General features: G+C 39.1%; 12 protein-coding genes and 1 pseudogene. All 13 read left to right on the top strand.

Features of this window, described 5'->3' with window-relative positions:
- The first annotated feature begins 3 nt into the window (after positions 1-3).
- The 13 genes and pseudogenes from HC643_RS10785 to HC643_RS10730 all read left to right on the top strand — a co-directional run bounded on the left by HC643_RS10785 (position 4) and on the right by HC643_RS10730 (position 25,557).
- Positions 4-1,446 carry a condensation domain-containing protein gene (locus HC643_RS10785; RefSeq protein ID WP_038081838.1) on the top strand — a complete coding sequence of 481 codons (1,443 nt, stop codon included), beginning with the start codon at positions 4-6 and terminating at the stop codon, positions 1,444-1,446.
- A gap of 80 nt (positions 1,447-1,526) precedes the next feature.
- Positions 1,527-2,783, top strand: coding sequence for a diaminobutyrate--2-oxoglutarate transaminase (ectB, locus tag HC643_RS10780; RefSeq protein WP_038081837.1), 1,257 nt, complete (start codon positions 1,527-1,529; stop codon positions 2,781-2,783).
- Positions 2,784-2,812: 29 nt separating this feature from the next.
- Positions 2,813-8,932, top strand: a complete 6,120-nt coding sequence (locus HC643_RS10775; RefSeq protein ID WP_167844655.1) for a non-ribosomal peptide synthetase — start codon at positions 2,813-2,815, stop codon at positions 8,930-8,932.
- A gap of 10 nt (positions 8,933-8,942) precedes the next feature.
- Positions 8,943-10,589, top strand: coding sequence for a pyridoxal-dependent aspartate 1-decarboxylase PanP (gene panP / locus HC643_RS10770; protein WP_038081835.1), 1,647 nt, complete (start codon positions 8,943-8,945; stop codon positions 10,587-10,589).
- Positions 10,590-10,639: 50 nt separating this feature from the next.
- Positions 10,640-11,422 carry a class I SAM-dependent methyltransferase gene (locus tag HC643_RS10765; RefSeq protein ID WP_038081832.1) on the top strand — a complete coding sequence of 261 codons (783 nt, stop codon included), beginning with the start codon at positions 10,640-10,642 and terminating at the stop codon, positions 11,420-11,422.
- Positions 11,423-11,819: 397 nt separating this feature from the next.
- A pseudogene (locus HC643_RS10760) lies at positions 11,820-14,543 on the top strand (type I polyketide synthase); the annotation flags it as partial.
- 201 nt (positions 14,544-14,744) lie between these two features.
- Complete coding sequence (locus tag HC643_RS42775; RefSeq protein ID WP_038081830.1) at positions 14,745-15,002, top strand: phosphopantetheine-binding protein; 258 nt, start codon at positions 14,745-14,747, stop codon at positions 15,000-15,002.
- A 44-nt stretch (positions 15,003-15,046) separates the two neighbouring features.
- Positions 15,047-19,153 carry a non-ribosomal peptide synthetase gene (locus HC643_RS10755; protein WP_050045661.1) on the top strand — a complete coding sequence of 1,369 codons (4,107 nt, stop codon included), beginning with the start codon at positions 15,047-15,049 and terminating at the stop codon, positions 19,151-19,153.
- Positions 19,154-19,211: 58 nt separating this feature from the next.
- Positions 19,212-20,624, top strand: coding sequence for a cytochrome P450 (locus HC643_RS10750; protein WP_050045660.1), 1,413 nt, complete (start codon positions 19,212-19,214; stop codon positions 20,622-20,624).
- A gap of 46 nt (positions 20,625-20,670) precedes the next feature.
- Complete coding sequence (locus tag HC643_RS10745) at positions 20,671-22,068, top strand: cytochrome P450 (protein WP_038081828.1); 1,398 nt, start codon at positions 20,671-20,673, stop codon at positions 22,066-22,068.
- 59 nt (positions 22,069-22,127) lie between these two features.
- Positions 22,128-23,489 (top strand): MATE family efflux transporter, encoded by a 1,362-nt coding sequence (locus HC643_RS10740; RefSeq protein WP_050045659.1) that lies wholly within the window; start codon positions 22,128-22,130, stop codon positions 23,487-23,489.
- Between the two features lie 48 nt (positions 23,490-23,537).
- On the top strand, positions 23,538-24,416 hold the full coding sequence (locus tag HC643_RS10735) for an SDR family oxidoreductase (RefSeq protein WP_038081826.1): 879 nt from the start codon (positions 23,538-23,540) through the stop codon (positions 24,414-24,416).
- A gap of 97 nt (positions 24,417-24,513) precedes the next feature.
- The gene (locus HC643_RS10730) at positions 24,514-25,557 is read left to right on the top strand and encodes a methyltransferase (protein WP_038081824.1); all 1,044 of its coding nucleotides are present in this window, start codon (positions 24,514-24,516) and stop codon (positions 25,555-25,557) included.
- Positions 25,558-25,567: the final 10 nt, after the last annotated feature.

The raw sequence follows: 25,567 nt of genomic DNA, 5'->3' as shown, positions 1-25,567 counted from the left end.
AATATGACAACAGAAAATATTCAAGATATCTACGAATTATCGCCAATACAGCATGGGATTCTAGTCCACAGTTTGTCTTCTTCTGACTTAGTGCTCTATTTTGTCCAACTAGGCTTTACTTGGCACGGAAATATAGACATTGTCTCTTTTGAACGTGCTTGGCAGCATGTTATGGACCGACACACAATTTTGCGTACTAGTTTCTATTGGCAAGATATAGACAAACCTCTACAAGTTGTATACCAATATGCAAAAGTACCTCTAGAGCAGCAAGACTGGAGAGGAATAGATTCATTTGAACAGCACAAGCGCTTAAACTCTTTTTTAAAACACGATCGCGAACGAGGTTTTGATTTTTCTCAAGCACCTCTTATGCGCGTGACTTTAATTCGTCTCAACGACCGCTCTTACAAATTCATTTGGAGTTTACACATGATTATTTTGGATGGGTGGTCCTATCCGTTAGTGCTGAAAGAAGTTATGGAGCTGTACACAGCATTTTGTCGAGGGCAAGATGTACCTTTAGTACCTGGTAGCCGTTTTCGAGACTACATTACTTGGTTGGGGAAGCAGGATTCATCACAAGCAGAGGAATTCTGGCGGCAAATGCTGAAAGGAGTAAAAGCACCTACTCCCCTTACCAATCTAGATGACAGCAACTTACTCAGCCTAGAAGAAAGATACGATGAGCTACTGGTTAAACTATCCGAAACGACCACTGCAAAACTACAATCTTTAGCAAAACAGCATCACCTCACTATTAACGTACTCGTTCAGGGAGCCTGGGTTTTACTTCTCAGTCGCTACACTTGTCAAAATGAGGTTGTCTATGGGTGTACTGTTTCTGGTCGTCCAGTAGATTTAGAAGGCTCAGAGTCAATGCTTGGTATGTTAGTCAACACACTACCAGTAAGGGTCAAAGTAGATGCAGAACAATATTTATTACCTTGGCTTAAACAGTTTCAGGAACAACTGGTAGAGATTCGTCAGTATGAATACACTTCTCTAGTTGATATTCAACGATGGAGTGAAGTGCAACGAGGTTTCTCTTTGTTTGACAGTATATTTGTGTTTGAGAATCAACCAATTGATAAGATATTAAGAGATTCAGGAGAGCAAAATCAAATTATTGATTTTTCTCATCCACTCAACCTTTACAAGACTAATTACCCTCTGAATTTAATTGGATATCCAGGTTCAGAGTTACGCATTGGGATCAATTATGATTTCCACCGTTTTGATACTGCAACTATTACTGGCATATTAAAGCATTTCGAGATATTACTGCAAAATATAGCGGCTCATCCTAACGTTATCCTCAAAGATTTGTCTTGGCTAACAGAACGAGAGCAATACATGAATTCTATGTTAGAAGAACAAGTGACATTTAATTTTTCTCCACATGACTCTCTTTTTGCCAGAAAATTACCGATTGCAAATCGTTAAGACGAGGCAGTGATTTGCGAGAGTTCTCCCTTGGGAGCATGGGTGTAATTTCAAGTAAATTAAGAAAAAGGTCAAAAAACATGAATATTTTTGAAAAACAAGAATCAAATGTTAGAAGTTATTGCCGAAACTTTCCAGATTTATTCCATCGAGCTAAAGGTTCTTTAATTTATTCAGAATCAGGCAAAGCTTACATTGATTTTCTAGCAGGAGCAGGTGCTTTAAATTATGGGCATAACAATGATTATATAAAACAAAAAGTGATATCTTATCTAGACGCTGACGGAGTTGCACATGGTTTAGATTTATATACATCTGCAAAAGAAAAGTTTTTAATTAAATTTAAGGAAACAGTTCTCCAACCTAAAAATTTGGATTATCGACTTCAGTTTTGCGGACCTACTGGAACCAATGCCGTTGAAGCTGCCTTAAAATTGGCAAGAAAAATAAAAAAGAGAACAGGCATATTCTCATTTATGGGAGCCTATCATGGGATGACATTAGGTAGCTTATCCATAAGCGGAAATCTTGAAATTCGAGCGGGTTCATTTGGCACATCAAATAATATAACGTTTATGCCTTACCCTTATGGTTTCATGTCAAATTTTGATACTATAGAGTATATGGAATCAGTCCTTACCGATCCTAATTCCGGGATTGAAAAACCAGCAGCAATTATATTTGAAACAGTACAAGCTGAAGGTGGAGTTATTGTAGCACCAATAGCATGGATGCAAAATCTCAGACAATTGTGCGATAAACATGAGATTTTATTAATCTGTGATGATATTCAAGTAGGCTGTAGTCGAACAGGACCATTTTTTTCATTTGAAAGAGCTAACATTGTTCCCGATATGGTAGTGCTTTCAAAATCTATCAGTGGTTACGGTTTTCCCATGTCACTTCTGTTAATTAAACCAGAATTCGATATTTGGCAACCAGGAGAGCATACTGGCACTTTCAGAGGCAATCAACTAGCTTTTGTCGGTGGAACTGCTGCTCTAGAGTATAAAGAAATTACTAATCTTGAGCAGGAAATTAAAGTTAAAGAAGCTTTTTTGAAGAATTTTCTCCTTGAGAAAATAGCATCCATAAATGAAAAAATAGAGATACGTGGACTTGGCTTAATTTGGGGTATTGATATCGCTCGTTTTGGTAAAATAGATTTGGCAAAAAAGATAGCTTCACGTTGTTTTGAACTAGGTTTAATAATTGAAAAAGTTGGTAGAGATAACACTGTACTAAAAATTTTGCCACCTTTGAATATTGAAATGTCTATTTTAGAAAAAGGATGCTCTATCTTAGAGCAAGCTTTTCACGATTTTTTAGAAAAATAAATTGAGTAATCTGTACTAAAGGGTGATAGATGATGTTGGCTAATCAAAGTAAAAATACATTAGCTCCTGAAGAAATCTTTTCTGACAAAATTTATTGGTTAAATCAATTATTTGGAGAATTACCAGAGACAAATTTGATTCTAGATTATGTTAGACCAATAACCTATGAAGGTAAGCATAATTCGATAAGTTTTGAATTATCTACTGATTTATCTGAAGCTCTTATTCAGTTTACAAATCGCTCTGACTTATCTATATACATAGTTCTTGTATCCGTACTGAGTATATTGATGCAAAAATACACTAATAACCGTGATGTGATTATTGGTTCTCCTATTTATCAATTTAAGGGAAGTGATACCTGTTCAAATACCATTGTTCCCCTACGTTTTAACATAATAAATCAACTGACATTTCAAGAATTTCTCTTACAAGCCAAAGAGACAATATTAAGTGCTTATACTCATCAAAATTATCCTTTTAATGAATTAGTAAAGTTATTAAAATTACCACAAAATCAAAATCGTTGTCCGATTTTTGATATAGTAGTTTTATTAGAAAATATACACCTCAAAAACCATATAATAAATCTAAATAATGATTTGACAATTTCGTTTAGATTAACTGGGAACCAGATAAATGGTAAAATATATTACAATTGTAATATTTTTCACGAAGAGATTCTTAAGTCTTTTATAAACACTTATAACAATGTTCTTGAAAGTGTTATAAACACTTCTTTTAAAATACCATTATCTGATATTGCATTTTTAAGACAAGTTGATAGACAACAGTTATTGGAAAAATTTAATAAAAAGGTCAAAAAATATCCCTTGGAGCAGACGATTGACAAATTATTTGAAAATCAAGTAGAACAAAATCCTAGTAGGATTGCAGTTGTTTATAAAGAACTTCATTTAACATATCAAGAGCTAAATGAAAACGTTAATCAATTAGCCACATTTTTGCAAAATTTAGGAATTGAGGAAGGAGAGTTTGTAGGGATTTTCAAAGAGCGAGACATCAATTTTTTGCTCGGTATACTTGCGATTCATAAGGCTGGTGGAGCTTATGTACCTATTGATAGTAACTATCCGGCGGATAGAATCAAATACATGGTATCCAACAGCGAAGTGCAAATTATTTTAACAGACTCTTCCTGTTTAAAGATTTTGCAAAGCTTACTAGAGAATTGTTCGCACCTAAAATGCTTAATTTGTTTGGACGCTCCACCTACGCACAAAGAATTCTTCAGCCTGAGTGATGTTAAAATCTACAATTCTCTCGATTTCAAGAATTGTTCTAAAAAGAATCCAGAAAGGAGCCATGTAGGAACTGCTCCAGCTTATATGCTATATACATCTGGTTCAACTGGATTGCCCAAAGGTACTATCGTTCGGCATGATGGGGCTATTAACCATATATATGCACAATTTGATGAACTAGAATTAACAGAAGATTTTTGTTTCTTACAAAGCGCTCCTTCTTCTACTGATATTTCTGTCTGGCAATTTTTAGCTCCACTCCTTATTGGTGGTAAAACAGTTATCGTTGACACAGAAACAAGTTTTGTTCCTGAAAAATTATTTGAAGTTCTTAAAGAGCAAAGTATAACAGTTGTTGAACTAGTACCAGCAGTATTTGGAGGATTGCTAAGCTATATTTCCCAATTACCTGAAGAGCGACGATTGTTACCAGAGTTGAAGTGGATGATGGTATCCGGAGAATCAATATCGGTACAGCGAGTTAATCAGTGGTTGAGTATATATCCTTCAATCAAGATAGCTAATGCTTACGGTCCCACCGAGGCTGCTGATGATATTACACAGTTTATAGCCGATAAAGCTTTACCAGAAAACCTACGGACTGTTCCTATTGGTAAGCCGTTAACTAACTTAAATCTCTATATTCTCGATTGCCAAATGCAATTAGTACCGATAGGATTTCCTGGAGAAATTTGTGTATCCGGTATCGGCGTAGGGAATGGGTATTGGAAAAATGAAGCAAAAACTAAATTAAGTTTTGTTCCTAATCCCTTTCCAAATACCAAACAAAAATTGCCAGAAAATAATCAAGATTTACTTTATAAAACTGGAGATTTAGGAAGGTGGCTCCCTGACGGGAATATCGAATTTCTAGAGCGTATAGACAACCAGGTAAAAATTCGAGGCTTCCGCGTCGAACTTGGAGAAATTGAAGCACTTTTGCATCAGCATTCGGCGGTGAGGGAAAGTGTAGTTATTGTTAGAGAAGATCGGCCTAGCGAAAAGCGTTTGGTGGCATATATAGTTCCAGAATTTGAGGTTCAGCAGCCACATGACAATGTGGATGAAGCACTATCAAATCAAAAATCGCCAATCAGTAGCGAACTAGTGTCACAACTCCGGAACCTCTTAAAAGAAAGGTTACCACAACATATGGTGCCGTCAGCTTTTGTAATGCTAAGAACTCTACCATTAGCTCCTAGCGGTAAGGTAGATCGCCGAGCGCTACCCGCACCCGATCTGATACAGCTTCAGTGCGATCGCAATTTTGTCTCTCCTTCTACTCCCATTCAAGAGATGTTAGCTGGTATTTGGATAGAAGTTCTTGGTGTTACGAAAGTCAGCATCTACGATAACTTCTTTGAATTGGGAGGCCATTCTCTACTGGCGACCCGTGTTATTTCTAAGGTACGACAAATCTTTGAGATAGAGTTTCCTCTGCGTCGCTTGTTTGAGCAGCCAACAATAGCTGAGTTAGCACCAGACATTGAGAAGAGCACTAAGGCGGGGTTAGGATTGGGAAGTTCTCCTATTGAAAACATTCCAAGGAACGGAGAGTTAGTTCTGTCCTTTTCCCAACAACGTTTGTGGTTCCTGGCTCAGCTACAACCTAATAGCTCTTTCTACAATATGTCAGCCGCTATCTGCTTGCAAGGAGAGCTAAATCAAAATGCCCTTGAGCAGAGCCTTAACGAAATTTTACGTCGCCACGAAGTCTTGCGAACTACCTTTAAAACAGTTGAAGGACGACCCATACAAGTCATTTTATCAGCAACAAGATTGTCATTGCCAGTGATTGATTTGAGTGAATTAACTTCAGATCAACAAAAAGCTAAAGTCAAACAATTGGCACTTGCTGAGGCACAACAGCCCTTTGACCTAACAACTGACTTAATGATTCGCGTGAAATTGCTGCGCCTTGGAGCACAAGAGCACGTAGCGGTATTTACCATGCACCATATTGCCTCTGATGGTTGGTCAATAAGTGTACTGTTACACGAACTTTCTGTACTTTATCAAACCTTTTGTACGGGGCAAGCGTCACCTCTTGTTGACCTACCGATTCAGTATGCAGACTTTGCCGCTTGGCAAAGGCGATGGCTTGTAGGAAAGACACGAGAGTCCCAGCTTACTTACTGGCGGCAACAATTAGATGGAATGCCAACAGTGCTGGAATTACCTACCGATCGCAAACGACCTGCTATTCAAACTTTCCGGGGTGCTACTTGTTCTTTTCAAATTTCTCAAGAGCAATCTACTGCACTCAAGACTTTGAGTCAGCAAGAAGGATGCACTTTATTTATGACTTTGCTAGCAGCTTTTAAAATATTGCTGCATCGTTATACAGGAAGTGAAGATATTGTAGTTGGTTCTCCTATTGCCAACCGCAACCGCTCTGAGATAGAACGGCTCATTGGTTGTTTTGTTAATACCTTAGTGTTTCGGACTCGTTTTGACAGCCATTTTACCTTCAAAGAGTTGTTAAGCCAGGTGCGAGAGGTAGCATTACAAGCTTACTCCCATCAAGATTTACCGTTTGATGTGCTGATAGAAGAGTTGCAACCGCAGCGATCGCTAAGCCACGCACCTCTATTTCAGGTGATGTTCATCCTTCAAAATGCACCAGTGTCAGAGATAGAGTTATTGGGTTTAAACTTGAGTCTTCTTGAAAATAACAGTGGTACAGCAAAGTTTGATTTGACCTTGTCCATGGAAGAGACTGCTTCAGGACTAGTTGGGACTTTCGAATATAATACCGATCTGTTTGAAGCGGAAACTATACACAGGATGGCTGGGCATTTACAGACGTTTCTTTTTGGAATTGTTAATAATCCAGAGCAGCACCTTTGGGAGCTACCTCTATTGACTGAAGCCGAAAAGACACAGTTTTTGAAGTGGAATGAAACACAAACTGAGTATCCACTGCAGCAATGCATTCATCAGTTATTTGAGGCTCAAGTAGAGCGTACACCCAATGCGGTTGCTGTAGCCTTTGCAGATCAACAACTGACATATACGGAGCTCGATCGGCGTGCAAATCAACTAGCACACTATTTGCACAAGTTGGGTGTAGGACCAGAGATATTGGTAGGCATAAGCGTAGAGCGATCGCTCGACATGGTTGTTGGGCTGTTAGGAATTCTCAAGGCTGGAGGTGCTTATTTACCTTTAGATCCGACATATCCACAACAGCGCTTAGCCTTCATGCTATCAGATGCACAAGTGCCAGTGTTACTCACTCAACAACGAAACAAAACAAAACTTCCCCAGCATAACGCACAAGTGGTTTGTTTAGATACAGACTGGCACACTATTGCTCAAGAAAGTCAACAGAACCCAATATGTAACACGACATCTGACAATTTGGCTTATGTCATTTACACCTCTGGTTCTACTGGAACACCCAAAGGAGTCCTCGGTCTCCATCGAGGTGCTGTAAATCGGTTTTACTGGATGTGGCAAACTTATCCGTTTGCAGAAACAGAAGTTTGTTGCCAGAAGACATCCTTAAACTTTGTGGATTCAGTTTGGGAAATTTTTGGACCTTTATTGCAAGGGGTGCGGACAGTTATTATTTCCGATGCTTTAGTTAAGAATCCGCAAAAATTTATAGAAGCCCTGGCAAGTAACCACGTGACGCGGTTAGTTCTTGTCCCTTCGCTACTGCGTTTGCTATTGAATACTGAAAACGATTTGCAAAAAAAATTACCCAAGTTAAAGTTTTGGGTGGTTAGTGGAGAAGCGCTCTCAATTGACTTATTGCAAAAATTTCGGCAGAGTATGCCAGAAAGCATCCTTTTGAATCTTTATGGTTCCTCAGAAGTTTCTGCTGATGTCACTTGCTACAATATCACCCCTCAAGATAACGCTCCTTCGCGAGTTGCAATAGGTCGTCCCATAGCTAATACGCAAATTTATGTGTTAGATAAGCATTTACAGCGTGTTCCCATTGGAGTGCCAGGTGAGTTGTATATTGGTGGTGCAGGACTGGCGAGAGGTTATTTAAATCGACCTGAGATGACCTCAGAAAAATTTATCTCAAACGATTTTGGATTGCCGATTTTAGATCTTAGATTGGGGGATTTGAGTCAGATGAGTCATCCAAAATCCCAAATTCAAAATTCAAAATCAAGTGCAGGTCTATACAAAACTGGGGACTTGGTTCGCTACCTCCCTGATGGCCATCTTGAATTTCTGGGGCGCATTGACCATCAAGTCAAGCTTCGTGGCTTCCGTATTGAACTTGGAGAGATTGAAGCAATTTTGAGTCAACATTCAGCAGTACAGCAAAGCGTGGTTGTTTGCAAGGACGATGAATCTAATGAACAGCAGTTATTAGCCTATGTCATTCCTTATCCACAACAGACAACCACTGTCACTGAACTTCATTGCTGGCTAAAAGAGAAACTACCCGATTATATGGTGCCAGCGGCCTTTGTAATGCTGGAGGCTTTACCACTCTTGCCCAATGGCAAAATTAATTACCAAGCGCTACCAATTCCCGCTCGTACACGTCCTGAATTGGAATCAGTTTATCAGTTACCACAAACAGAGCTAGAACAAACCATTGCCAGGATTTGGCAAGAAATACTTCTCATTGAGGAAGTTGGTATCCATGATAATTTCTTTGAGCTTGGGGGTCACTCATTGCTCTTAGTTCAGGTTCATAGCAAGCTACAACAAATATTTCAACAAGATTTTTCCTTAGTTGAAATGTTCCAATATCCAACTATAAGTCACCTAGCCAACTATTTAACTCATAATTCACGCAAACAAACATCTTTTCTACAACCTTCTCAAAAAGCTGAAATTATAACAGATTCGATACAGCGCCGAAAACAAATCGGACAAAAGCATCGAGCAGCCAGAAAGCAAAAAGGATAGGGATTGCAAAATGACATTAAGTAAAAAAGAAACCACACCAAATTACTGTCTTGAGGTTGAGTCAGCATTAAAGTATGGAATTGAAGAAAAAGTCATGCAAATGTTTACTCCATTGAGTCATGCAACATCTATAGGAAAAAAGATGGATGTGCGGGTTGCAACTTTAGCTGAAAATTTTTTAGAGGTCAATAATACTAGTACTGACATTGACATCGATTCTTTAGTGGAAAAGTTTGCTGACAGTAATGTCCCTATCGAACCCTCTAATTTTGATAGTTATTTTGAATACTTAGCTAATAATGTTGTTTCTCATTCAGTACAAACATCTTCACCAAAGTTTATTGGTCACATGACCTCTGCACTTCCCTATTTTGTGCAACCTCTGGCTAAACTCATGACGGCAATGAACCAAAATTCCGTCAAAATAGAAACAGCTAAAGCTCTAAGCTTCTATGAACGTCAGGCTTTAGCAATGATGCACCGACTGATTTACCAATTTGGCGATCGCTTTTATGCTCAGCACGCTCAAAACAGCGAGAGTACACTGGGAATTTTAGTTTCTGGCGGTACAACGGCTAATATTACAGCGCTTTGGTGTGCTCGCAATGCTTTTTTGGGGCCGAAGGATGGCTTTCTTGGCGTAGAAACAGAAGGTTTAACTGCCGCCCTAGATTTTTATGGCTACAAAGGAGCCGTCATCATTGGTTCTGAGTTGATGCATTACTCTTTTGATAAAGCCGCTGATTTATTGGGTATCGGTACCCGTGGTTTGGTTAAAATTCCCGCTAACCGTGAAGGGAGAGTAGATATATCTGCGTTACGCCAAGCTGTTGCACAGTGTCGTCTGCAAAACCAGTATATTATTGCTATCGTCGGTATTGCAGGAACGACGGATTCTGGTGGAGTGGACGCACTTTCTGATATCGCAGAGATTGCACAACAAAACAATATTCATTTTCACGTAGATGCTGCCTGGGGCGGACCGCTCATTTTTTCCAAACAACACGGACATAAACTTGCTGGTATCGAACGAGCTGATTCAGTGACCATTGATGGACACAAACAGCTCTATCTACCAATGGGTATTGGTATGCTTTTTCTGCGTGACCCACACTTGGCGAAAGCGATCGAAAAACAAGCAAGTTATACAATGCGTAAAGGCTCCTTCGATTTAGGTAAACGCGCTTTAGAAGGTTCTCGACCAGGTATGGCTTTATTCTTACATGCTGGACTAAACTTGATTGGAAGCCAAGGTTATGAATTTTTAATTGATGAAGGTATTAGAAAAACACAATATATGGCAGACCGTATCCGGTCAATGCCTGAATTTGAATTGCTAGCAGAACCTGATACTAACTTGCTCATTTATCGCTATATTCCAGAGCCATTGAGAGGGCTAGTTGCAAAAAAACAATTAACAGAAATTGATAACTTACTGATTAATGAATTCAATGAGAATCTTCAAAAAAATCAACGTCAAACAGGTCATACTTTTATCTCTCGAACCACAAAAATAATTTCGGAATTTGACAAAAAAATTCCTGTAATTGCTTTACGTGCGGTCATTGCAAATCCATTAACTACTGAAGATGATATCGATATCGTTTTGAACGAGCAGATTGAAATTGCTTTGAAGTTGCAATTTCAATTTCTTTAAAAAAGAGCAAAAAAATGACGTGATAATTGTTGAGAAATGGAGGAATCTTTATGTCTTCAGCAAATGCATCTCTTGAACAGAATATTCGCTCGTTTTATAATGACGTAAATGTAGCGTATTCAGGAGAACAAGTCAGTGATATCTGGCTAAATTTTGTGGGAAAACATTTCCTAGAATATTTGCCCTTAGGAAGCTATATTTTGGACATTGGCTGCGGGAAAGGAGAGCTAGTAAGAAAGCTGATAAACAAAGGTTATCAAGTCACTGGTCTCGATATATCTGACGGGATGTTGGAATTTGCTCGTAAAAAGATACCAAATGGTCGATTTATGCGAGATGATATACTCTCCTTAGAATTACCACCTACTTTCAATGCGGTTGTTGCATCAAATAATGTCTTCAATCATATTTTAAATCTTGATGATTTAACAAAGGCTTTCCAAAATATTTACTCAGCACTTTTAGAAAATGGTTGGTTTGTATTTGACTCAACTGAAGGCTCGAGAGTACTAGACGGTGATAGTCCAATTGAAAATCCTCTAGCCGATGGTGATTTTGGAGAAGATTATGCTTGGCTGGAGCGTTATACGAACAATACCCCTGATGGGAAATCATATCAATACCAGCGAGTTACATTTCAACTGTTGAATGGACAATGGCAACGTTCAGAAAGCGTTTGTACAATACAAGGTTATTCTAAAGCAGAAGTTCAATTTGCTCTAGAAAAAGCAGGCTTCACAAAAGTAACGATCTATGATTTAACAAAAGATAAAGATTTTCCAACACATTTCTTGGAAGACTTAAGGATGGCATATGTTGCTCGTAAGCTCTAGAAACTCAGTACATTAATCCTATGGAACCCAGTTTTTTTATAAAGACTAACAATATTTAGTCTGTAGGTCAACAAGACAAGCTAACAATTATTTAACTTGCACAACCTTAATAAACCTAACTCTTGTGAGGAGAGCGTTCCCGTCTGCCTCTACCAATACAGCAAGGGCTGAGAAAATTGTCGAGTGAGACAAGCACTTTTGTGCAGGGGAGGAAAAAAATGCTTAACCGAGAAGTATTGCCAGCCCTACTGTGTAAATTAAAAGCGTAAAAGCTTATTCAGCTTTGCACCTTTGGAAAAACTGGGTCGTTTGTCTCCATTTTGATTAATGTAACGGTGCTTTAAACTCAAAATGTGCTTAGAAATTCTCTGGTTAAATCAAATAAAAATTTATGCTGATGAATGAGTCAAATGAATTTAATAGCTTTGAGAATAAAGATGAAATAGCTATCATCGGTATGTCAGGTCGTTTTCCAGGAGCAAAAAATGTTGATATTTTTTGGCAAAATCTGCGAGACGGTGTGGAATCAATTTCTTTTTTCACTCATGATGAACTAGCATCTACAGGAGTCGATCCAGTTGTTCTAACCGATCCTAGTTATGTGAAAGCAGGCAGTGTCTTGGAAGATATAGAGTTATTTGATGCGTCATTTTTCGGATTTACTCCTAAAGAAGCCGAAATAATGGACCCACAACATCGCCTCTTGATGGAATGCGTTTGGGAAGCTCTAGAAAGCGCTGGCTATAATTCTCAAACTTACACTGGTAAAATTGGTCTTTTCGCTGGTGCAAATTTAAGTTCTTACTTATTTTCAAACATATTTTCCAACCTATATCCTAATTGGTTATCGCTCAAACCAGTAGAAGCATTTCAAATTTTTCTTGGAAATGAGAAAGACCACTTAACAACACAAATTTCTTATAAGTTAAATTTAACAGGACCAAGTGTTAATGTTCAAACAACTTGTTCTACATCGTTGGTCGCTGTTCATTTTGCATGCCAAAGTTTATTAAATGGAGAAAGTGATATTGCGATCGCAGGTGGTGTTTCAATAATAGTGCCACAAAGCACGGGCTACTATTACGAGCAAGGGGGAATTCTGTCGTCTGATGGTCACTGTCGAGCCTTTGACGCAAAAGCCGGAGGAACTATATTTGGTAACGGGTTGGGTGTAGTGGTCTTGAAACGGTTAGAGGAAGCGATCGCGGATGGTGATTTTATTCATGCGGTTATCAAAAGTTCCGCTATCAATAATGATGGTTCTTTAAAGGTTGGTTACACAGCTCCTAGTGTAGATGGTCAAAGAGAAGTGATTTTAGAGGCGCTTGTTTTGGCTGGAGTTGAACCCGAATCCATTTCCTATATTGAAACTCATGGTACGGGAACAACTTTGGGAGATCCGATTGAAATTACCGCTCTGACACAAGCTTTTCGTTCTAACAGCAGTAAAAAAGGATTTTGTGCAATTGGTTCTGTAAAGACCAATATTGGGCACCTAAACACAGCTGCTGGTATTACTGGTTTAATCAAGACTGTCCAAGCCCTAAAACACAAACAAATACCTCCTAGTTTAAATTTTGATCAACCCAATCCTCAAATTGACTTTGCTAACAGCCCCTTCTACGTTAATACTGCGTTGTCGGAATGGAAGAGCAAAAGCACCCCTCGCCGCGCTGGTGTCAGTTCTTTTGGTATTGGAGGAACTAATGCTCACGTTATTCTCGAAGAAGCACCAGTGGCATCGCGATCTATCACTTCTCCATCACGTCCTTGGCAGTTGTTGTTACTTTCAGCTAAAACTTCTTCCGCTTTGGAGTACGCCACAGTCAACTTAGCTTATTATCTTCAACAAAATTCAGATATTAACCTTGCTGATGTTGCTCACACCCTCCAAGTTGGTCGTCGGACTTTCGAGCATCAACGGATGGTGGTTTGTTCTGATTTACAAGATGCAATTAACACACTCACCTCTTTAGATCCGCAACGAGTATTCACCTACTACCAAAAGCCCAGCCACCACCCAATCGTCTTTATGTTTCCTGGGCAGGGATCGCAGTATGCGAACATGGCGCAGGAACTTTATGAAGTTGAGCCAACATTCTACAAACAAATTGATATATGTGCAGATATTCTTAAACCTCTCCTTGGTCTTGATATACGTCAGATACTTTATCCAAATGAACAACAGACCAATGTAGAAACGCAATGTATCGCCTCTCTACAACAGACAGCAATAACTCAACCTGCTCTGTTTGTTATTGAATACGCCCTTGCCAAGTTATGGATGGAGTGGGGTGTGTCTCCTACAGCAATGATTGGTCATAGCATTGGTGAATATGTAGCCGCTACTTTAGCTGGAGTGTTTTCTTTAGAAGATGCGTTAACTCTGGTGACAGCGAGAGGTCAAATGATGCAGGAACTGCCTTCAGGAAGTATGCTTGCTGTTGCACTGTCTGAAAAAGATGTGCAATCTTTGTTAGGTGTAGAGATGTTACATACAACATCTCTACAACTAGCAGCAATTAACAGTCCTTCCTCATGTGTAGTTTCAGGAAGAACAGAAGCTATAGAGGTGTTACAGAACTATTTAACTTCCAAAGGCGTAGATTGTCGTCGTTTACACACCTCTCATGCCTTCCATTCTCACATGATGTCAGACGTGTTGGAATCCTTCACTCTTGCAGTTAAACAAGTTAGCTTAAAACCACCTCAAATTCCCTTCATTTCTAACGTGACTGGTACTTGGATTAAGAAAGATGAAGCAACCAACCCAAGTTATTGGAGCCAACATCTACATCAGACGGTAAGATTTTCTTCTGGAATTCTTGAGTTGTTAAAACAACCAGAAGGAATTTTACTAGAAGTTGGTCCAGGGCGAACATTAAGCACATTTGCTAAACAGCACTTAGAAATAGATGCTAAACAATTAGTACTTAATTCTTTACGCCATCCTAAAGAACAACAATCAGATGTTGCTTTTATGCTGAATACATTAGGTCGTCTTAGCATGGCAGGTATACAGATAGATTGGTCAGGATTTTACAATTATGAAAGACGCCATCGTCTTCCCTTACCTACTTACCCCTTTGAACGCCAGCGTTATTGGATTGACGGGAAGTTGCCATCATATAATAAGGAAAAATTGGTTGTTGATTCTAAAATAAATTTAAATGCGAAGAGCAACCATAGCTTTCAAATAGAACCTTTATCAGATGATATAAAAGATTCCCATCAAAAAAAAATATCCTCACATTATTTAAGTCCAAACTATAGTAATTCTTATGCTCCTCCAACAAGCAACTTAGAAAAACAAATTACCCATATGTGGCAACAGGTTTTAGGAATTGAGCAAGTTAGTCTTTATGACAACTTCTTTGAATTAGGAGGAAATTCTCTCATTGCCACTCAATTAGCTTCACGGTTACAAGCAATATTTCCTGTGGAATTACCACTCCGTGACCTTTTACTGGAAGGATTGACTGTAGCTAAGCAAGCAGAAATGATTGAACAACTTCTTTTGAAAAAGATTGATGAATTATCTGAAGAGGAAGTTGCTGTTATTTTAGCTAGTATAAATTAACAATTAGCCATTAGCCATTAGCCATTCGCTATTAGTCATTAGAAATGGATAAGCAATACTCTAATTTATCACCTACTAAAAAAGCTCTTTTAGACAAGTGGAAAGCAGGGAATTTCAAAACAGACGCTATTCCTAAGTGTCTGCATTCCAACCCTGTTCCCTTATCTTTTTCTCAGCAACGGTTGTGGTTTATTGACCAACTTTATCAGGGAAGCCCCTTCTATAATATTCCGAGCGTCCTTCATTTAGAAGGCTCGCTTAATGTGGAGGCACTTCAGCAAAGTCTCAACGAAATTCTCAGGCGACATGAAGCTTGGCGCACAATTTTTATCATAGTGGATGAACAACCAATGCAAGTGGTTACATCCAAATTAACCTGGGAGCTACCGCTCATCAACCTTGAGCATTTATCGAACAAAGATTGGGAACCCATAATTCAGCAACTTGCAACTGAGGAAGCAAAAAAGCCCTTTAATTTAGCCACTGAAGTTTTAGTCAGAGCAACTTTGGTTCGTTTAAGGGAGACAGAGCACGTTTTGCTTTTAACCATGCATCATATTATTACAGATGGATGGTCTATGGGTGTATTTGCACGTGAGTTAGCAACGTTGTATGCTGCTTTCTCGACAGGTCAGTCTTCTCCTCTGTCTGAACTTCCTATCCAGTACCGAGATTTTACCGTTTGGCAGCGCCATCGCCTACAAGGTAAATTGCTCCAAACCCAACTTAATTACTGGAAACAACAACTCAGCGGTGAATTGCCTGTATTACAGTTACCTGTAGATCGTCCGCGGCCCACTGTAGCGACTTTTATAGGTGCAAAGCAATATTTTACGTTCTCCCAAACCTTAACTGCGGCACTGAATAAGTTAAGCCAGCGGGAAGAAGCGACTTTATTTATGACTTTGCTAGCGGCTTTTAATATATTGCTTTACCGCTACACCGATCGAGAAGATATTTTGGTAGGTTCTTCAATTGCCAACCGTAACCGAGCTGAATTAGAAGGACTAGTTGGCTTATTTGTCAATACTTTAGTACTGCGTAATGACCTGAGCGGTAATCCCAGCTTTCGAGAGCTTCTGAGCCGAGTGCGAGAGGTGACTCTTAATGCTTATGCACATCAGGATTTGCCTTTCGAGAAATTGGTAGAACAATTGCAACCCGAGCGTGACTTAAGCCGGAACCCTCTGTTTCAAGTTATGTTTGTCCTGCATAATACACCAATGCCCGTTCATGAAGTTCCTGGTTTAACCTTACGTGCTTTGGAAGTTGATAGCGGTACATCTCAATTTGATATTTTTGTATCAATGTCTGAATCCCAAAAAGGATTAACAGGGTTTTTAGAATACAGCACTCACTTGTTTGATGCCACAACAATTAACCTCTTTATCAGCCATTTCCAAACTTTACTAGAAAGCATTGTTGCTAACCCCAATCAGCAAATTTCCGAGTTACCACTACTCACTGTTCAAGAGCAGGAACAATTATTAGTAGAGTGGAACAATACTCGCGCAGACTATCCTCGCCATGTTTCTTTACATCAATTATTTGAGGAGCAAGTCAGCTGCTCTCCTGATGCTTTGGCTTTCATGAGTCTGTCAGAAACAATTACTTACGATCGGCTTAATTATAAAGCTAATCAACTGGCTCATTATTTAAAAAATTTGGGAGTTACGACAGGAACCCTTGTTGCCATTTGTCTGGAACGCTCAATAGAAATGGTTGTGGCGCTTTTAGCCATTCTTAAAGCTGGCGGTGCTTACCTACCGCTTGATATCAATTATCCGCTTGAGCGTCTTAGCTTTATGCTGAGTGATTCTCAAGTCTCATTGGTCATTAGTCAGAAATCATTCGTTAATCGCTTTGAACAAATGACCAATGACAAAGAACAAATATCTATTATTTGTTTAGACACTGATTGGGAAACAATCAAACAAGAAAGCCAGGAAAATCCCAAACATACATCGACTGGGGAGAACCTCGCCTATGTGATTTACACTTCTGGCTCTACCGGAACTCCTAAAGGTGTTCTCGGTACTCATAAAGGTACAGTGAATGGGTTACACTGGCTGTGGAAAACCTATCCTTTTATGGACGCGGAAGTTTGCTGTCAAAAAACAGCCATTAGTTTTGTAGACTCGGTATGGGAGATTTTTGCTCCTTTACTACGGGGAATTCCGACTGTGATTATTCCTGATGGGGTTGTCAAAGATCCTCAACTTTTCCTAGAAACTCTTGCTAATCATAATATTACACGAGTCATACTTGTTCCTTCTTTGCTGCAAATCTTTTTAGATACTTACGGTCATCTTACGAAGAATTTATCACATTTAAGACTTTGGATAACAAGTGGTGAGGCGCTTTCTCTTAGTTTGGCGCAAACTTTTCGTAAGTTAATGCCACACGCAAAACTGATTAACCTTTATGGTTCATCTGAGGTTTCTGCTAATGTCACTTACTACGATACAACATTGTTGCCAGAGCGCTCGACAAGCGTTCCCATTGGTCATCCTATTGATAATACACAAGCTTATGTACTAAATCGCTATTTACAGCTTGTACCAAAAGGTGCTGTTGGAGAATTGTACATTGGCGGAGATGGTTTAGCAAAGAGTTATTTGAACCGTGCTAAACTAACCCAAGAAAAGTTTATTGATAACCCCTTCGTACTAGGAACTAAGCTTTATAAAACTGGTGATTTAGTACGCTACCTTAACAATGGCGAGCTTGAGTATTTAGGTCGCTATGACGACCAAGTCAAAATTCGTGGTTTCCGGGTAGAATTGGGAGAAATTGCAATAGCGATCGCGCAGCATCCTGACGTTCGAGAAGCTGTTGTTATTGTCCGCAATGATGCTCAAGGCGATCGACATCTCATTGCTTATTTGGTGCAAAAGAAAGAAAACTTAGCGTCAGATCTCTTGCCATATTTACAACAGAGACTGCCAAAGCATATGATACCATCTAGCTTTGTGGTATTAGATGCGATACCGCTAACGCCAAATGGGAAAGTAGACAAGCAAGCTCTACCAACAGATAATGCCATTTCATTGACCTCTACTCAATCTTTTGTAGCTCCTCGAAATTTTACCGAATTAGCTCTTGCAAAAATTTGGGAAAATCTTCTGAGCATTAGCCCAATTGGAGTTACGAATAACTTTTTTGATTTAGGAGGGCACTCTTTTTTAGCTATACGCTTAATCGCTCAAATTAATGAGCGTTTTGGGAAAAACCTAGCACTGTCTGCTCTTTTTGAAAATACGACAATTGAGAAGCTAGCGAAAATTATTAACCAAGAAACCCATGTAATTTCAAGTTCTCCAATGGTAGCCATTCAACCTTGCGGCTCCAATCTTCCTTTATTTTGCGTACATGCTGCAGGGGGAGAAATCAATAACTACCTAAATTTAGCAAAAAAACTCGGTATAGAGCAGCCATTCTATGCTTTAGAACAAAGACCAAGCCAACAAGATCCTGAAATTATTTCCGTAGAGGAAATAGCAGCTTACTATCTCAATGAAATTCGTGCTGTACAACCGCATTCTCCCTATCTTTTAGGAGGTTGGTGTTACGGAGGTATGATAGCTTTTGAAATGGCACAACAACTACAAAAGCAAGGAGAAACGGTCAATTTACTTGTTGTGATTGATACTATTCTGCCAGAAAGCGCCATTCAGCCAACAACAGATGATGATGCTAAATTGTTACTCCGGCTTGCTGAATCTGTAAAAAACTGGTTTGGTATAGATTTTTCAATTTCCTATGATGAACTTGTTCAATGGCCGTTGGAGAAGCAATTCCATCTCTTAATGAGAAAGACTAATCTTGATATAAGCAATACAGAAATTGAACAACATTTTCGTAGTTATAAACTTTTCAAAGCTCATATCCAAGCAATGAGGAATTATGTTCCTCAGGTTTACCCTCAAGAGATTACTTTATTAAAAGCTCGGGAGGAAATTGTTCACGATTTTCAAAGTCTAGAGTTTCATACTAACGATCCTTTGTTAGGTTGGGGCAGATACTCTACTCAACCTATCAACATGATAGAAGTTCCAGGCAATCATTTTTCAATGTTTAATGAACCGCACGTTCAAGAATTAGCTAATCAATTAAAAATTTGTCTTGATAAGGCAAAACAAAAAGCATAAAAAAATTATTCCTTGTCCTCTCTTTGTATTCTCTCCGCTTTATCGTTAAAAAAGACTGATGCAAATACCAGAAGTAGAAAAACATCCCCTCTCGTTTCACCTTATTAGAATGGCGCTCGATCCCCTTAACCATCTCGATGCTCTTAGTAAGCGCTATGGGGACATTTTCACGATAATGTTTGGTTCTACACCCGCAGTATTCGTGAGTCATCCAGAAGGAATTAAGCAAATTTTTACTAATACAAAAGATATTAAAGCCCCTGGTGAGTTAAATCGAGATATGGTTTTGATGACAGGGCAACAAGGAATACTTCAGCTTGATGGCTCCCGCCACAAACATCGACGTAAGCTGTTGATGCCAGCTTTCCATGGTGCTCGCATGCAAGCCTACGCACAGCAAATTTGTGACCTTACAGAAAAAGCGATCGCTCAGTATCCTATAGGTAAATCTTTCTTAGCCTACCCAACTATCGAATCTATTACCCTACAAATAAGTATGCAGGTGGTACTGGGTTTACATAAGGGTGAACGCTTTACCAAACTTCAGCACTTTCTTCCTGCTGTACTCCACCACATGCGTTCGCCTTTGATGCAAATCTGCTTTGGGTTGCCCTTCTTGCAAAAAGATTTAGGTCATTGGAGCCCGTGGGGATACCTTCTTTACCTACGGCAAGAAATTTACCAACATCTCGACGCTGAAGTTAAAGAACGCCGCTGTGACGCATCTCTACAACAAGAGGAGACTGACATATTATCTGAATTAATCTCCGCCCATAATGAAGCGGGTGAGCCAATCGCAAATGAAGAGGTGCGAGATTTATTGCTCTCGCCGCTATTTGCTGCTCAAGATGCATCAGGAGTAGCGATCGCTTGGTTACTGTACTGGATTCATCGTTTACCTAAAGTCCGCGACCAATTGCTTAAAGAACTTGATAGCCTTGGTGAATGCCCAGATCCAATGAGCATAATTGAACTGCCTTACCTGAGTGCTGTCTGTCAAGAAGCTCTACGAATTTACCCAACTCAGTTGTTTACATTTCCACGAAGAGTAGAATCACCAGTTGAGTTGATGGGCTATGAGTTAAGTCCAGGAACTCTACTCTTTGGCTGTATTTATCTGACGCATCAGCGTGAGGAGTTATACCCGCAGCCAAAACAATTTCAGCCAGAACGCTTTCTTGAAAGACAATTTTCGACATATGAGTTTTTGCCGTTTGGTGGAGGTGTTCGTAGTTGTATTGGTGCAACTTTTGCTCTATTTGAAATGAAGCTAGTCTTGGCAACAATTCTTTCACGATACCATTTAGCACTCGTTAATAAACGACCAGAACAACCAAGATTTGAAGGTTTGATGTGTTATCCCGCTAGTGGAGTAAAGATGAAGGTGCTAAGTCAACTTCAATATCAAGAAAAAAGAATAGGTACAACGACCATTCCACAAGAAGGTCAAAAATGTAATGCATTAAATTAAAAATACTAACAAATTAACTACTCAAGAATCATCCACTCAAAATATGATGAAACTACCTCAAGGACCAAAAACTCCCGCTTGGTTGCTAAGAATGCAATTTGCAGCTAACCCCCTTGCCTGGATGGATACTCTTAGTAAACGCTACGGTGACATTTTCACCATCGTGTCTGGTTCTACACCTATAGTGTTTGTTGGCAATTCGCAAGGAATGAAGCAGATTTTTACAAGTACAGAGATCGTAGCAGCTGGAGAGTTAAACCAGGGAGCCGCTCCACTGGTAGGGAATAACGGGTTACTTTTACTTGATGGCTTGCGCCACAGACATCGGCGCAAACTCTTAATGCCTCCCCTTCATGGTAACCGGATACAAGTCTACGGTCAGCGAATCTGTGCCATTACAGACACAGTTATGAGCCAGTATCAAGCTGGTAAAGCCTTTTTAAGCTACCCTACTATGCAAACAATTACCGTACAGGTCATATTAGACACTTTACTTGGTTTGCAAACGGGAGAGCGTTACGAACAATTCAGGCAACTGCTTCCAACTTTAATGAATTATGCTAGGTCTGCTTTAGTTGAAACATCTCTATCTTTCCGCTTCCTACAACAGGATTTAGGTCGCTGGAGTCCGTGGGGATACTTTCTTTACTTATGGCGGCAATTTGACCAACTGCTTTATGCTGAAATCAACGAACGCCGCCATCTACAGGCAAGCAATAGTACATCTTTATATACTGAAAGCACTGATGTTCTTTCCGAATTAATCTTTGCCTGCGATGAAACAGGTCAACGAATGACGAATGAAGATGTGCGTGACCTTTTACCCTCATTGCTATTTGGAGGTCGAGATGCGTCAGCAACTGCAATCACTTGGGCATTGTATTGGATTCACAGTCTACCTACAGTTCGCGATCGCTTGCTTAAAGAACTTGATAGCCTTGGTGAATCCTCAGATCCGCTAAGGATTGTCGAGCTTCCTTATCTCAGTGCTGTTTGTCATGAAGCCCTGCGAATTTACCCGACGCAAATAGTCACATTTCCACGAAGGGTAGAATCTCCAGTGGAACTGATGGGCTATGAATTGAGTCCAGGAACACTGCTTTTTGGCTGTATTTATCTAACACATCAAAATTCCGACTTATACCCACAACCAAAGCTATTTCAACCAGAGCGCTTTCTTGAAAGACAATTCTCCCCCTATGAGTTTTTGCCCTTTGGTGGTGGTGCTCGTCGCTGTCCTGGGGAAGCTTTAGCTTTATTTGAAATGAAGCTAGTTTTGGCAACTATTCTTTCCCACTATCAATTAGCACTAGCTAAGAAACAACCAGAACAACCCAAAGCACAGGGTGCCAATTATCCCCCTGCTAGTGGCTTAAAAATGGTCATGCTTGGTCAGCGTAAGAGTCTAGAAAAATCGCAGCAGTTTATTTCTAGTTCGGTTTAGTTTGATTCTATAGTAATTTACAATATTTGAGACTTAAAATTTGGAACACAGCACCTTGTATGGCTCTCCATCAGCAATCAAAAGTGACAGATCAAATCCTTAATAGCAATCTAATTCAACTCATGTTGAAATTAACCATTCCTGGTATTCTGGGAATGCTATTGATAGGCTTAAACACGTTTCTTGATGCTTTATTTGCAGGTCAATTTATTGGTGAAACGGCCTTAGCAGCTATATCTCTTGCACTACCACTGACTTCTATTATTGTCGGTTGTGCTCACTTAATAGGAGTTGGTTGTGCCTCGGTACTGAGTCGAGCTATTGGTTCAGGAGATAACAAAACTCAATCAAAAATATTTGGCAATTTAATAATGATGAGTTTGATTATATCTTTTTTTATCACAATTTTAGGCTATAAATTTAGTGAAGAGTTAATTTCCTTCATGGGAGCTTCTGGTGAAGTTGCCTCCTATGGAGGCAAATATTTTAAAATTTATTCACTAGGCTCGGTATTTTATATACTAGCAGTATCTTCCAGCCAGCTGATTAAAGCAGAAGGTAAAATTAGATTAGCCATGATTTTTGCTAGTATTTTTGTCATGATTAATGCTATCTTAAATCCTATATTTATCATTGTCTTTCATTGGGGAATTGAGGGAGTGGCATTCGCCACTGTTATCGCTATGTTAATTTATAGTGTTGTGAATATTACCTATTTTATTTTTGGAAAAAGTTCTCTTCCTATTCATCCCAAAAAGCTTGTTTTATCAATAAATTTACTTCCTGTAGTTTTATCAGTTGGATCGTCAGCATTGCTGATGGAAACCATCACTTTAATTGAACAAGTTGTAATTTTTAAATCAATAGCTCATTATGGTACAGATAATGATATCGCCTTTGCTGGAGCAAGCTTTAGAGTATATGCATTAGCACTTATTCCTATTATGGGATTTGTGCAAGCTTTACAGCCAGTGCTTGGAATGAATTATGGAGCACAAAATTATGACAGGCTCAAGAAAGCTTATTTTACTTTTGGAATTGGTAGTACTATCTTCTTAACCCTAATTTGGCTATATCTTCAATTATCACCAACAACATTTGTTGGCTTATTACTACCATCTGTTACGTTTTCTGCTAATGATTTACTCAATTTCCGACTTCTCAATCTTTTACTACCAATACTGCCATTTGGAATTTGTAGTATCACTTTGTTTCAATCACTAGGAAATGGAAAAATAGCAGTTTTGTTAATTCTTCTCAAGAGTTTATTTTTTTTAATACCTTTTGTACTAACTTTCAGTTCATTTTTAGGTACAAGAGGTGTGTACTATGGAATAGTGGTGGCAGATACTTTAGTCATGCTTATTGCATATTTACTAACATGGGTAGAATTTAAAAAAATCAGAATTCAAACCAATTAAATTAAGTCAATATAAAAATCTGATCTTTTATTAAAAAAGGAAAGAGAAATGCTTCAAAGAACAAAAGGTGCGGTAGTCATTACAGGAGCATCTACGGGTGTTGGTCGAGCAACAGCACTGTTATTAGATAAAGAAGGGTACCGCGTCTTTGCTGGCGTTCGTAAAGAAAAAGATGCTGAATCACTAAAGCTAGTTGCATCTGGTAATTTAACACCGATTATTATCGATGTTACACAATCAGAACAGATTAGAAATGCTGCAAAACTTGTTTCTCAAACCATCGGTAATGAAGGACTGATTGGATTAGTTAATAATGCAGGTATATTAATAGACGGACCGGTGGAGTATATTGAGCTTGATGAATTGAGATGGCAATTTGAAGTCAATGTTATCGGGCAAATTGCAGTTACACAAGCATTCTTACCCGCGATCCGAAAAGCCAAAGGTCGAATCATAAATATTGGTTCCGTATCTGGCAAAGTTTCTTCGCCATTTTTCTCGGCTTTGTGTGCTTCAAAGTTTGCAATGGAGGCTTTTACTGATGCGTTGAGAATGGAATTAAATCCTTGGGGAATTGAAGTAATTTTAGTTGAACCAGGAGCGATCGCCTCAGCAGCACCAGATAAAGTGGAAGAAAGCCTTAGTAAAAAATTAACTACTATGCCGCCTGAAGCCAAGACTATGTATGGTGATATTTACAAATTTTGTATAGAGCAGTTAATAGAATCTAATCGTAAAGGAATGCTATGTGAACAAGTTGCAAGTATTATCCAGAAAGCTTTGGAAGCAAGGAAACCTAAAACTCGCTACTTTGTGTCAAAAGAACAAGCTTTTTTGCATTTTGTTTTGACTGCGTCAAAGTTCCTTCCAGACAGAGTTTGTGATGCTATCAAGCTGAAAGAACTAGAGTTAAAACATGAGAATTAAGACTGGTTATAGGGTGTATTAAGAAAGCCAAAACACCCCGTAAGAAGTGTTGCTTTTTCTTTTCATTGTGTAAGTCCTACTAAATAAGTACCAAGACATGACTCTCTCAGAATCTACATTAACACCTCGCAATACACAATTCCAATTATCTGCAATTGAATGGGTATACGCATACTGGGTTTCACGTTGTATCTATGTAGTCGCTAAACTGGGGATTGCAGATTTGCTCAAAGATGGCTCTCAGCACTGCGATACCTTGGCGGTTGCAACAGAAACCCACAGCAATTCACTTTACCGAGTATTGCGAGCTTTAGCAAGTGTTGGAATTTTTGCTGAAACTGAACCTTACTGTTTTCAACTGACTTCACAAGCAACTTGTTTACAAAGCGATGTTCCCGGTTCGATACGTGCTGAGGCTATCTTACGAGGTGAAGAGCATTACTATAAAGCATGGGGAAATTTGATGTATAGTGTGCAAACAGGGGAAAATGCTTTTGAGCATTTGTACGGCATGAATTTGTTTCAGTACAATGACGAAAATCCAACCCAAGGTCACATCTTCGATCGAGGTATGGCAGAGTCGAAAGACGCAAATGCTGATATCATGGCAGCTTATGATTTTTCATTCATTAACAAATTGGTTGATGTTGGTGGTGGTAAAGGAAGTTTACTGACTGATATTTTGCAAGCCTACCCCACTATGGTAGGAGTGTTATTTGATCGACCAGATGTGATTAACAGATCTCAAACTTTCCTCTCAACAGCAGCGATGAACGCTCGCTATCAATTTGTAGGGGGAGATTTTTTTGAGACTGTTCCTGTAGGAGGAGATGCTTACCTACTCAAGCATATTATTCAAGATTGGGACGATCGGCAAGCGCTCGCTATTCTTAAACGCTGTCATCAAGCTATGAATACCCAAGGGCGGCTATTGGTGATAGATTTTTTAATTCCTCCTGGAAACGAGTTTTTTGCAAGTAAGTTTATAGACATAAATATGCTAGTGATAAGCCCTAATGGACGCATCCGCAGCGAAGCCGAGTTTTATCAGCTATTTAAAGCTGCAGGGTTCAAACTCACTCAAATTATTCCAACAAAATCAGAGGTAAGTATCATTGAGGGAATTAAAATCGTAGAATAGTGAAGTAACG

The sequence above is a fragment of the Tolypothrix bouteillei VB521301 genome (genome assembly GCF_000760695.4).
In the GTDB taxonomy this organism is placed as follows: domain Bacteria; phylum Cyanobacteriota; class Cyanobacteriia; order Cyanobacteriales; family Nostocaceae; genus Scytonema; species Scytonema bouteillei_A.
Note: the sequence above shows the minus strand (reverse complement) of the source record. Positions and strands in the feature narration are given on the sequence as shown.